Annotated in this window: 11 protein-coding genes; 5 read left to right on the top strand and 6 right to left on the bottom strand. The window is 59.3% G+C overall.

Annotation, left to right across the window (positions count from 1 at the left end):
- The first annotated feature begins 1 nt into the window (after position 1).
- The 3 genes from glgC to glgP all read left to right on the top strand — a co-directional run bounded on the left by glgC (position 2) and on the right by glgP (position 5259).
- Complete coding sequence (glgC, locus tag AC6I8P_RS17975; protein WP_058757590.1) at positions 2–1294, top strand: glucose-1-phosphate adenylyltransferase; 1293 nt, start codon at positions 2–4, stop codon at positions 1292–1294.
- A 62-nt stretch (positions 1295–1356) separates the two neighbouring features.
- Positions 1357–2790, top strand: coding sequence for a glycogen synthase GlgA (gene glgA / locus AC6I8P_RS17970; RefSeq protein WP_136546545.1), 1434 nt, complete (start codon positions 1357–1359; stop codon positions 2788–2790).
- Positions 2791–2811: 21 nt separating this feature from the next.
- Positions 2812–5259 carry a glycogen phosphorylase gene (gene glgP / locus AC6I8P_RS17965; RefSeq protein ID WP_058769996.1) on the top strand — a complete coding sequence of 816 codons (2448 nt, stop codon included), beginning with the start codon at positions 2812–2814 and terminating at the stop codon, positions 5257–5259.
- Positions 5260–5343: 84 nt separating this feature from the next.
- On the opposite strand, the gene AC6I8P_RS17960 is transcribed toward glgP, so the two are convergent.
- Positions 5344–5901, bottom strand: coding sequence for a DcrB family lipoprotein (locus AC6I8P_RS17960; RefSeq protein WP_058774949.1), 558 nt, complete (start codon positions 5899–5901; stop codon positions 5344–5346).
- Positions 5902–6016: 115 nt separating this feature from the next.
- Positions 6017–6682: a 7-cyano-7-deazaguanine/7-aminomethyl-7-deazaguanine transporter gene (locus AC6I8P_RS17955; RefSeq protein WP_021508018.1), complete on the bottom strand. Its 666-nt coding sequence runs from the start codon at positions 6680–6682 to the stop codon at positions 6017–6019.
- A 303-nt stretch (positions 6683–6985) separates the two neighbouring features.
- Between AC6I8P_RS17955 and tusA the strand changes: the two genes are divergently transcribed.
- The gene (gene tusA / locus AC6I8P_RS17950; RefSeq protein ID WP_021508017.1) at positions 6986–7237 is read left to right on the top strand and encodes a sulfurtransferase TusA; all 252 of its coding nucleotides are present in this window, start codon (positions 6986–6988) and stop codon (positions 7235–7237) included.
- Between the two features lie 18 nt (positions 7238–7255).
- Here tusA and AC6I8P_RS17945 read toward each other — a convergent pair whose 3' ends face one another.
- Positions 7256–9523, bottom strand: coding sequence for a zinc/cadmium/mercury/lead-transporting ATPase (locus AC6I8P_RS17945; RefSeq protein WP_498030849.1), 2268 nt, complete (start codon positions 9521–9523; stop codon positions 7256–7258).
- A 92-nt stretch (positions 9524–9615) separates the two neighbouring features.
- Positions 9616–10245, bottom strand: a complete 630-nt coding sequence (locus tag AC6I8P_RS17940; protein WP_021508015.1) for a lysoplasmalogenase — start codon at positions 10243–10245, stop codon at positions 9616–9618.
- A gap of 162 nt (positions 10246–10407) precedes the next feature.
- Here AC6I8P_RS17940 and AC6I8P_RS17935 point away from each other — a divergent pair, with 162 nt between their 5' ends.
- The gene (locus AC6I8P_RS17935; protein WP_325971482.1) at positions 10408–10764 is read left to right on the top strand and encodes a DUF2500 domain-containing protein; all 357 of its coding nucleotides are present in this window, start codon (positions 10408–10410) and stop codon (positions 10762–10764) included.
- A 30-nt stretch (positions 10765–10794) separates the two neighbouring features.
- On the opposite strand, the gene AC6I8P_RS17930 is transcribed toward AC6I8P_RS17935, so the two are convergent.
- Together AC6I8P_RS17930 and rsmD are read right to left on the bottom strand one after the other, a co-directional pair.
- Complete coding sequence (locus AC6I8P_RS17930) at positions 10795–11061, bottom strand: DUF1145 family protein (RefSeq protein ID WP_325971483.1); 267 nt, start codon at positions 11059–11061, stop codon at positions 10795–10797.
- Positions 11051–11650, bottom strand: coding sequence for a 16S rRNA (guanine(966)-N(2))-methyltransferase (gene rsmD, locus AC6I8P_RS17925; RefSeq protein WP_498030848.1), 600 nt, complete (start codon positions 11648–11650; stop codon positions 11051–11053). The genes AC6I8P_RS17930 and rsmD overlap by 11 nt, the downstream gene beginning before the upstream one ends.
- Between the last annotated feature and the right edge of the window lie 166 nt (positions 11651–11816).

Raw genomic sequence — 11816 nt, 5'->3', positions numbered from 1 at the left:
CATGGTGAAATTAGATAGAAACGACCCCCTGATGCTGGCGCGCCAGCTCCCTACACAGACGGTTGCCCTGATCCTTGCTGGCGGGCGCGGTACGCGCCTGAAAGATCTTACCGCCAAACGCGCCAAGCCTGCCGTGCACTTTGGCGGCAAGTTCCGCATCATCGACTTTGCGCTCTCCAACTGTATCAACTCCGGGATTCGGCGCATCGGCGTCATCACCCAATATCAGTCACATACGCTGACGCAGCACATTCAGCGCGGCTGGTCATTGTTCAACGAAGAGATGAATGAGTTTGTCGATCTGCTGCCGGCGCAGCAGCGCGCCTCGACCGAACACTGGTATCGCGGTACCGCCGATGCGGTCACGCAGAATCTCGACATCATTCGCCGCTATAACGCGCAGTACATCGTGATTCTCGCCGGGGATCACATCTACAAAATGGATTACTCGCGCATGCTGCTCGACCACGCCGATCGTGGCGCTAAGTGCACCATCGCCTGTCTGCCCGTACCGCTGCATGAGGCCACCGCGTTTGGCGTGATGGCAGTCGATGCGGACAACAATGTAATCGATTTCGTTGAGAAACCGGCGCAGCCGCCGTCCATGCCGGGCGACGACAGCAAAGCGCTGGCCAGCATGGGCATTTACGTGTTCAACGCCGATTACCTCTATGAGCTGCTGGAGGAGGATTTACAGATCGCCGACTCGAGCCACGATTTCGGTAAAGATCTGCTGCCGAAGATCGTCGCCAGCGGCGAAGCCTACGCGCACTCCTTCACGCTGTCGTGCGTACAGAACGACGAAAACGCGGAACCTTACTGGCGCGACGTCGGTACGCTGGAAGCTTACTGGCGCGCCAACCTCGATCTGGCCTCGGTGACGCCCGAACTCGATATGTATGACCACGAATGGCCGATTCGTACCCACATGGAGCCGCTGCCGCCGGCCAAATTTGTCCAGGATCGATCCGGCAGTCACGGCATGACCATGAACTCGCTGGTCTCCGGCGGCTGCATTATCTCCGGCTCGGTGGTGGTGAATTCGGTGCTGTTCCCGCGCGTGCGCGTTAACTCGTTTTGCAATATTGATTCGGCGGTGCTGCTGCCCGATGTGGTTATCGGGCGATCGTGCCGTTTGCGTCGCTGCGTCATAGACCGTGCCTGCGTCATTCCGGAAGGCATGGTGATTGGCGAAAATCCGGATGAGGATAGTCGCCGTTTTTACCGTTCAGAAGAGGGCATCGTACTGGTGACGCGCGCCATGCTGGCCAAATTGGCCGCTGCGGGTCAGTAAGTGACGAAAGGCAAAGAACATTGCCGCGTGGAACGCGGGCGATAACACAATAGGGGTTCAGGATGCAGGTTTTACATGTCTGTTCAGAGCTTTTCCCGCTGCTAAAAACCGGCGGACTGGCTGATGTCGTCGGCGCATTGCCTCAGGCACAAATTGCCGAAGGTATGGACACGCGGGTGCTGATTCCGGCGTTTCCGGATCTGCGTAAAGGGATTCCTGATACCGAAGTGGTGGCGGAGCTGCAAACCTTTGCCGGGCCGGTCCGCTTGCTGTTTGGGCCCTTCAACGGCGTGGGAATATATTTGATTGATGCGCCGGGACTGTACGATCGTCCCGGCAGCCCGTACCACGATACGTCGCAGTTTGCCTATGTCGATAACTACCTGCGCTTTGCGCTGCTCGGCTGGATGGCGGCCGAGCTGGCCAGCGGGCTGGACACTTACTGGCAGCCGGACATCGTGCACGCGCACGACTGGCACGCCGGTCTGGCTCCGGCCTATATCGCCGCACGCGGACGTCCGGCGAAAACGGTGTTTACCGTGCATAACCTGGCGTATCAGGGGCTGTTTTCCGCGCGGCATCTGGACGAAATCCAGATCCCGCGCGCCTATTTTGAAATGCACGGGCTGGAATTCTACGGCCAGATTTCTTACCTAAAGGCCGGCCTGTTTTATGCCGATCATATAACTGCGGTCAGCCCGACCTATGCGCTGGAGATCACCCGGCCGGAGTTCGGCTACGGCATGGAAGCGCTGCTGGAGCAGCGGCTGCGCGAAGGACGGCTGAGCGGGATTCTCAACGGGGTCGATCCCGGCATCTGGGATCCGGCACACGACCTGTTGCTGACCGCCCGCTACGACCGCGACACGCTGGAGAGCAAAGCGGAGAATAAACGTCAGCTGCAGATTGCCATGGGGCTGAAGGTTGATGAAAAAGTGCCGGTGTTCTGCGTTATCAGCCGTTTAACCAAACAGAAAGGGCTGGATCTGGTGCTGGAAGCGCTGCCGGGACTGCTGGCGCAGGGCGGGCAACTGGTGCTGCTGGGCCAGGGCGATGCGGAACTGCAGCAGGGCTTCCTCGCCGCAGCCGCTGAGCATCCGGGCAGCGTCGGCGTGCAAATTGGTTATCACGAAGCCTTCTCGCACCGCATTGTCGGTGGCGCGGACGTCATTATGGTGCCCAGCCGTTTCGAACCGTGCGGTCTGACGCAGTTGTACGGCCTGAAATATGGCACGCTGCCGCTGGTCAGGCGCACCGGTGGACTGGCGGATACCGTACAGGACAGCTCGCTGGAAAACCTCGCCGACGGCGTGGCCAGCGGCTTCAGCTTCGAAGACAGCAATGCCTGGTCACTGCTGCGCGCGATTCGTCGTGCTTTTGTTTTATGGTCCCGTCCTTCACTCTGGCGTTATGTTCAGCGCCAGGCGATGGGGATGGATTTTAGTTGGCAGGTGGCAGCACAAGCCTACCGCGATCTTTATCAACGCTTGCTGTAATGAGAGATTGGGATACCGCATATGAACGCACCTTTCACCTATGCCTCACCCACGCTGACGGTTGACGCCCTCAAGCACTCAATCGCCTATAAGCTGATGTTTACCATTGGTAAAGATCCGTCGATCGCCAACAAGCATGAGTGGCTGAACGCCGCGCTGCTGGCGGTACGCGATCGCATGGTGGAGCGCTGGCTGCGCTCCAGCCGTGCGCAGCTGTCGCAGGATGTGCGCCAGGTTTATTACCTGTCGATGGAGTTTCTGATGGGGCGCACGCTGGGCAATGCCTTGCTGGCGATGGGCATCTATGACGATCTCAATCAGGCGCTGGATGAGATGGGACTCGACCTCAGCGAGCTGATGGAAGAAGAGAACGATCCCGGGCTCGGCAACGGCGGTCTTGGCCGGCTGGCGGCCTGCTTCCTCGACTCGCTGGCCACGCTGGGCCTGCCCGGACGCGGCTACGGCATTCGCTACGATTACGGCATGTTCAAACAGAACATTGTTGATGGCCAGCAGCGTGAATCGCCGGATTACTGGCTGGAGTACGGCAACCCGTGGGAGTTCCAGCGCTTTAACACCCGCTACAAAGTGCGTTTTGGCGGGCGGTTGCAGCATGAAGGCAGCCGGGTGCGCTGGGTTGAGACCGAAGAGATCGTGGCAATGGCTTACGATCAAATCATCCCTGGCTTCGATACCGATGCCACCAACACGCTGCGGCTGTGGGGCGCGCAGGCCAGTAACGAAATCAACCTCGGCAAGTTTAATCAGGGCGACTACTTCGCGGCGGTGGAAGATAAAAACCACTCGGAGAACGTGTCGCGCGTGCTCTATCCGGATGACTCGACCTACTCCGGGCGCGAGCTGCGTCTGCGCCAGGAGTATTTTCTCGTCTCCGCCACGGTGCAGGATATCCTCAATCGCCACTGGCAGATGCATGAAACCTGGGACAACCTGGCCGACAAAATTGCCATCCACCTCAACGATACCCATCCGGTGCTGGCGATTCCCGAGCTGATGCGTCTGCTGATTGATGAGCACAAGTTTACCTGGGACGACGCCTTTGAAGTCACCTGTCAGGTGTTCTCGTACACCAACCATACGCTGATGAGCGAAGCGCTGGAGACCTGGCCGGTGGACATGATCGGCAAGATCCTGCCGCGTCACCTCAGCATCATCTTCGAAATCAATGACTACTTCCTGAAGACCATTCAGGACTACTATCCGGACGACTGGGATCTGATGGCGCGCATCTCGATCATTGACGAAAACGATGGTCGCCGCATCCGCATGGCGTGGCTGGCGGTGGTGGTTAGCCACAAGGTCAACGGCGTGTCGGAGCTGCACTCTAATCTGATGGTGCAGTCGCTGTTCGCAGATTTTGCCCGTCTGTTCCCGGGGCGCTTCTGCAATAAAACCAACGGCGTGACGCCGCGCCGCTGGCTGGCGCTGGCCAACCCGGCCTTGTCAGAAGTGCTGGATGACGCCATTGGCCGCACCTGGCGTACCGATCTGGCTCAGCTGAGCGAGCTGGTGCCGCACATTGACTATCCGGCGTTTATTGAACAGATTGCCGATGCCAAGTTCGCCAACAAAAAGCGCCTCGCGGAGTGGGTGGCGAAGAATATGGATATCGTGCTGGATCCGCAGGCGCTGTTCGACGTGCAGATCAAGCGTATTCACGAATACAAACGTCAGCTGCTGAACGTGCTGCATGTCATCACGCGTTACAACCGTATCAAAGCCGATCCGACCGCAGAGTGGGTGCCGCGCGTCAATATTTTCGCCGGGAAAGCGGCGTCGGCCTATTACGTCGCCAAGCACATCATTCACCTGATCAACGATGTCGCCAACGTGATCAACAACGATCCGCAGGTGAAGAACAAGCTGAAGGTGGTGTTTATCCCTAACTACGGCGTCAGCCTGGCGCAGATCATCATTCCGGCGGCGGATCTCTCCGAGCAGATCTCTACCGCCGGCACCGAAGCCTCCGGCACCAGTAACATGAAGTTTGCGCTAAACGGCGCGCTGACCATCGGTACGCTGGACGGGGCCAACGTGGAGATGCGCGAGCACGTCGGCGCAGAGAATATCTTTATCTTCGGCAACACCACGCCGCAGGTGGAGAAGCTGCGCACTGAGGGCTATAACCCGCGCAAATACTATGAAGAGGATGCGGAACTGCACCAGGCGCTGACGCAAATCGCCAGCGGCGTCTTCAGCCCGCAGGAGCCGGGGCGCTACCGTAACCTGTTCGACGCGCTGGTCAACTTTGGCGATCACTATCAGCTGCTGGCGGATTACCGCAGTTACGTGGATACCCAGGATAAGGTGGATAAGCTTTATCGCCAGCCGGAAGAGTGGCAGCGGCGTGCGGCGCTGAACATCGCCAATATGGGTTATTTCTCCGCCGACCGTACCATTCAGGAGTACGCGGATGAGATCTGGCATATTTCGCCGGTGAGGTTATAAACGAGGCACATTCTGTAGCGGCGCAATTCATTGCGCGGTTTTTAACAACGCGCGATAAATCGCGCCGCTACCGTTGGTGCAAACTTACTTCAGGGTAATACTCTTCACAATCGCATCGGCATCGCTCTGCGCCTGCTGCTGATTGTCGGCGGGCAGGGTGATCTGCAGCGTCAGCAGTTTACCGTCCACCTTCGCCAGAATAACCGAGGACCAGGAGGTCTGGTTATTGGCGGAAATCACTGTATCCAGCTGCTGTGCCGGCTGGTCTTTCAGCGTCACCGCTTTGTTCGACACCACCTGCAGCTGCGGATCGCGGTTGCGCTGCTGCTGCTCCAGACGCTGAGCCAGCGCATCCAGTCCTTCATTGGTCGGATCGCCCGCAATCACGATAATCGCGCGCTGGCCGGTTTCATCGGCATACACGTGCATATTGGTGGATTCCGAACCCAGCTTGCCGCTCTTATCCGACATGCCTGCTGGCAGGCTGAAACTCAGCTTACCGTCCATCAGGTTTACTGTCTGTGCTGACTGACTGGCGCTGGCGCCGTTGCTGTTTGCCGCCGTGTCGTCTTTCTTCTGATCACACGCCGCCAGGCCTAACACCAGCAGGCCGATGCCCGCATATTTCACTAAGTTACGCATTCTTATCCCTTCGTAAGGTTTCCATCAGCCGTTATCAAAACGGAATCGGTGCTTAAAAGCAATCAGCGCTTTGTCAGGAAATCTTAGCGTGCCGTGGCGTTTCGTCTACGTTCAATTAGCCGAAATTCATCTGGCGCTGAGCCGAACGTTCCGCCAGACGCTTAAGTGCCGCATTGAGCAGAACACCATAAGCAGGCAGGAAGAAAACCATGCAGATCAGCACCTTGAAGCTGTAATCCACCAGTGCGATCTCTACCCAGTGGCTGGCCATGAACGGGTCCGGACTCTTATAAAAGGCGATAAAGAAGAAGGCCAGCGTATCGCTGATATTGCCGAGGAACATGGCACAGGCAGGCGCAATCCACCACTGCGGCAGTTTACGCAGGCGGTTAAACACGTGCACATCAAGGATCTGCCCCAGCGCATAGGCCATAAAGCTGGCGCAGGCGATACGCGCCACGAACAGATTGACCTCCTGCAGCGAGGCCCAGCCCTGCCACGCGCCCTGATAAAACACGCACGACACGATGTAGGAGATAAACAGCGCCGGAATCATCACCGCAAGGATAATGCGCCGTGCCAGCGGTGCGCCAAAAATACGCACGGTGAGATCGGTGGCGAGAAAAATAAACGGGAAGCTAAACGCACCCCAGGTGGTGTGGAAACCGAAAATCGCGACCGGCAGCTGCACCAGATAGTTACTGGAGGTAATCACCAGCAGGTGAAACAGCGACAGCCAGAATAGCGCATGCATGCGCTGACGAGCAGAAAAGTTGATCATAAAGGCCTTTTTTAAAAATGGGGTGAGGGAACCCATCCTCTTCATACTTCAGGTTTTATGTGCGTTGGCTGCGCCTGCTCACCCCAGTCACTTACTTCAGTAAGCTCCTGGGGTGAGCAGGCTTGCCGCCTTCCTAAAACCTGAATTATTTTGAGGAATTGGCAGTAACATTAAAAAATCGGACGGCATCTTAGCGTGTTGCGCAACAAATGCAATGGTTAATTTTAACGCAATCGTTCTCGCCTTGCGCGCGCGCTGTAGCGCGTTAGAATGAGCGCCCACCCTGAATAAAGACAGAGAATCATGAGCGATCCTTTTTCCGCTGCGGACCATACGCTTGATGCGCTTGGGCTACGCTGCCCGGAGCCGGTGATGATGGTGCGCAAAACCGTGCGTACCATGCAGGCGGGCGAAACGTTGCTGATCATCGCCGACGATCCGGCGACCACGCGTGATATTCCCGGCTTCTGCCGCTTTATGGAGCATCAGCTGCTGGCACAGCAGACCGAGAGCCTGCCGTACCAGTATCTGATCCAGAAAGGCGCGGATGCCTGATCGCGGCATCCGCCCGCCTCAGCGCTGACGCAGCAGGCGCAGCGCGTTGGCGGTGACCAGCGCGGTGGCACCGGAATCGGCCAGCACCGCCAGCCACAGGCCGGTAAAGCCGAGCAGCGTGGTGACGAGGAAAATCGCCTTCAGCCCCAGCGCCAGCGCAATATTCTGACGGATAATGGCGCGCGTGCGGCGTGCCAGCTGCACGGTGCGCGGCAGAATCGCCAGGTTATTTTGCGTCAGAGCCGCATCGGCCGCTTCCAGCGCCACATCAGTGCCGCTGCCCATGGCAATCCCCAGCGTCGCGGCCTTCATGGCTGGCGCATCGTTGATGCCATCGCCGACCATCGCCAGCGGCTGCTGTTCGCCCAGTTCACGCACGGCGGCTACCTTATCCGCAGGCAACAGACCGGCGCGATAGCTGATGCCGAGTTCGGCGGCAATCGCGGCGGCGGCGCGCGGATTATCGCCGGTCAGCATCACGCTGCGAATCCCCAGCGCCTGCAGCGCCGCCAGCGCACTGCGGGCCTCCTCGCGCAGCAAATCCTGCAGCGCCAGCAGCCCGAGCGGCTGTGCTTCGCGCAACAGCACCACCACGGTTTTGCCCTGTGCCTCCAGCTGCGCAATCTGCTGCTGCTGCGCGTCACTCAGCGCCGCCACATCGCGCGGTGCCAGCAGCTGGTGCATCACGCCGTTGATCTGCGCGCGAATGCCGCTGCCGGCCAGTGTTTGCTGATGCTGCGCCGGTGGAATCACCTGCTGCTGGCGCTGCGCTTCCGCGACTATCGCCCGCGCCAGCGGATGGCCGGAGCCCTGCTCAATAGCGGCCGCGAGGCTGAGCAGCTGTTGCTGTGCATCTGCGCCAAACGGCTGCACGTCGGTAACCTGCGGTTTACCGGCGGTCAGGGTGCCGGTTTTATCAAACGCCAGCGCCTGCACCCGGCTGAGGCGTTCGAGCGCCGCGCCGCCTTTAATCAGCGCGCCCTGGCGAGCCGCCGCCGCCAGGCCGGAAGTGATAGCGGCAGGCGTGGAGATCACCAGCGCGCACGGACAGCCAATCAGCAGAAGCGTCAGCCCTTTGTAGATCCACGGCAGCCAGGCGCCGAATCCGAGCAGCGGCGGCAGCACCATCACCAGCAGCGCCAGCAGCATGATGGCCGGCGTGTAGAGGCGGCTGAAGCGATCGATAAAACGCTCCACCGGCGCGCGGTGACTTTCGGCCTCTTCTATCAGCTGCAGAATGCGGTCGATAGCGCTGTGGCCCGGCTGTGAGGTCACGCGCAGCGTCACCAGCCGATCCACGCTGGTGGCGCCTGCCATCACGGCATCGCCCGGCTGATGGGCCACCGGTAGCGATTCGCCGGTCAGCGCACTTTCATCAAAGCTGGCGCTGGCGTGCAGCAGCTCGGCATCGGCGGGCAGACGACCGCCTGCCGCTACTTCAATCACATCACCGGGCTGGAGCGCCGCCAGTGCCACCTGCTCACGCTGTGTGCCATTGACGCGCGTGGCGGTGTCCGGACGCAGCGCCATCAGCGCGGTGACGCCACGGCGCGCCCGCGCGGCGGCATAGGCTTCCAGCCGTTCCCCCAGCTGGAACAGCAGCAGCACCATGGCAGCTTCGGCGTGGGCGCCAATCACCAGCGCGCCCGCGGCGGCGAGGGTCATTAGGGTTTCAATGCTGAACGGTGAGCCGCTGCGTATGGCCTGCCACGCGCTGCGGGCTACCGGCACCAGACCGACCAGCGTGGTAAGCACAAACAGGCGATCGCCCCACAGCGGCGTGAGCTGGCTCAGCAGCCAGCTGGCAATCATCAGCAGCGTGAGCAGTATGAGCGAGGCATTATCGCGCCAGCGGCGCGCCGCCGGTATGGGGCTGTCTTTAGAAATCAGGCTAAAGCCGGCATGGTTGACGGCCTGTTCAATAGCCGGACGAATATCGCTGAGCGCCTCCACCAGCAGATTTTCACTGGCGAATATCACCCGCGCGCTGGCGACCTGCGGCAGCTTTTGCACGGCGGTTTCGATTTTGCGGGCGCAGCTCGGGCAGTCCATGCCGGCAATCTGCCAGCGGAACTGATAGGACGCGGATGCGCGCCTGTCGCTGTCGGCGTCGCCGCCGCCGGGACTGTCGTCATCGCTGGCGCAGCAGCCGCAATCGCTGGACGCGGCCACCGGTTGCGCGGCGGAAATCTTCAGGGATGCAGGCTGAACGCTGCGTACCGCGCACAGCGGTTTTGGCTGACGGTGTGATTTGCCACAGCGGCAAGAGTGGGCATGTTGATGCATGTGACCTCCGGTTGCAGAAGCGGGCCGATGCCCGCAGTCTGCATGCTACACTCTGGAGTGGACTCCAGAGTCAAGCGGTGAGGTCACTTTTTTCAGTACAGCCACAGTGAACGCACAATCATGAAGTGACCGGCGAAGTAGCAGGCGGCGACGATGGCGCTGTCAGCGCTGAAGCGGCGACGATAGTGCGAGATAAACCACACGATGTTAGCCAGCAACAGCAACACGGCACCCACCAGCAGCGAGAAACTGTAATCGGTCGGACGGAAGAAGTAGTTTTCTGCCGCCATCCAGTTCATCACCAGCGTCATGCCAATCAGCGTACAGATCGGCCAGCGCAGCGTATCCAGTTTTGACCAGATGATGGCGATCACGATGATACCAATCACCAGGAAGGTGAGCGGAATCGGCCAGAAGAAGCTCATGGTCATGTGCGCGGCAAAGCTGATGGTGTACAGCAGATGCGAGAGGAAAAACGCCCCGAGCGCATACAGCATCTGCTGGCGCGGCAGCAGGGTTAACGCATCCCCCACCAGCGTGGCGACCAGGCCAGCCAGAATCAGGTAGTCAGTGGTATTAAGCGTGGGCGCCTGCCACGCCCAGGCAACCAGCAACAGCAGCGTTACGGGTTTGAACAGCCAGCGCTGCCACTGCGGGCCGCGGTAGGAGGCATCGACATACAGCCAACCGGAAAAAAGGACTGCAAGGAAAGACCAAAGCATTTTTTCTCCCTTTTGTGAACGTGTCGCCCACATTGATGAATTTTCCCAAAATCGCGATCTCAGTTTAAGTTACTGGCGGCAAATGTGACAATCGGGCAACTCTGGTTGTATGCTTTGGCGTCTTTTATCTGTTAACCCCCGACGTAAAGTGCGAGAGAAAACATGAGCAAACCACCGCTAATCTTTTTTATCGTCCTGGCTGTTATTGCCGTGCTGGCAACCCGTCAGTTTATCAAGCAGCGCCGCGAAGCCGCGGTCAACGACGCTTCACCGGTGCGCTCACTGAGTGTGGAAGTGAAGACCAAGCGTGAGTTTCCGGCACCCAATCGCCGTTCGCGTCAGCGTGAAGAGATTGTGGCGGAAGAGATGAAGTATGAAGCCTGGTTCCATCCGCTGAACGGCGCCGGTGATTTTAAGGTCAACGTCAGCGCCAGCGATTATCACCAGATGGACAAAGGCGTGAAGGGCGAGCTGAAAATGCAGGGCACGCGCTTTGTCAGCTTTACCCCGGCGCAGTAGGCGCTAAAGCGCCCGGGCTGATGCCGCGCGTTACGACGGATAGTGCTTTTTCTGCCACGCCAGCAGTTCAAATACGCCAAAGAAGAAGATTTTCGCCTGCGTGGCGCGGCTCAGCTTTGGTGCATCCTTCGGTTGCGTGGCGCGCAGCAGCACCAGCTGCAGGCCGTGCATCACCACCATAAAGAACAGCGCGACGTGGACAAAATAGCGCAACGGCGTCGGGAAGGGGTGCACCAGATTCAGCAGCAGAAATGCCCAGACGCAAATCATCAGTAAACGTCCCAGATTAAGCCACATCGTCGGTCTCCTGTTGGCGTTGATAAAGGCGATAGGCCACCTGGCCGGCAATCTTCTCGCGATACAGATCCCAGTTAGCCGGTGCCAGCGGGGTGCCGTGCTCCACTTCGCTCTCAACATAAATCAGCGCGTGGGCGGCGAGCCAGCCATTGTTCTCCAGCAACGTTAGTGTCTCCTGCAGCAGGCCTTTGCGGAACGGCGGATCGACAAACACCACGTCAAACGGCTCGCCCGGCTGGCTGAGCCACTGCAGCGTATTGGTCTGGATCACGCTGGCGTTCGTGGCGCGCAGCGTGTGCAGGTTTTGCGTCAGCTGCTGCGCCACGTTGCGCTCCAGCTCCAGCAGGGTCGCGGAGGCGGCATAGCGCGACAGCGCTTCTAAGCCCAGCGCGCCGCTGCCGGCATAGCAATCGAGGCAGCGCGCCTGCTGGATATCCGGCGCCAGCCAGTTAAATAGCGTTTCACGCACGCGATCGGTGGTCGGGCGCAGGCCGGCGCTGTCCGGCACCGGCAATTTGCGGCCGCGCCACTGTCCGCCAATCAGGCGAATCTGGCCTGCCGCGCCGCTGTTGCGGGGGGATTTACTCATTTCGCTCACAACTCGTCATAATTTGTTGCGTAGTTTAACGGGCGTAGCAGGCAGAAGAAACGTTAAAAAAGGGTGCTGTGGTGCGCTGGCAGGAAAGTGTTAGACTACTAAGTTGATAAAGCGGACGTAATTGCCTGATTTTTACGCCGCTCACGCGCGAAAAAGT

It is taken from the genome of gamma proteobacterium symbiont of Lampromicra miyakona (assembly GCF_059730895.1).
Note: the sequence above shows the minus strand (reverse complement) of the source record. Positions and strands in the feature narration are given on the sequence as shown.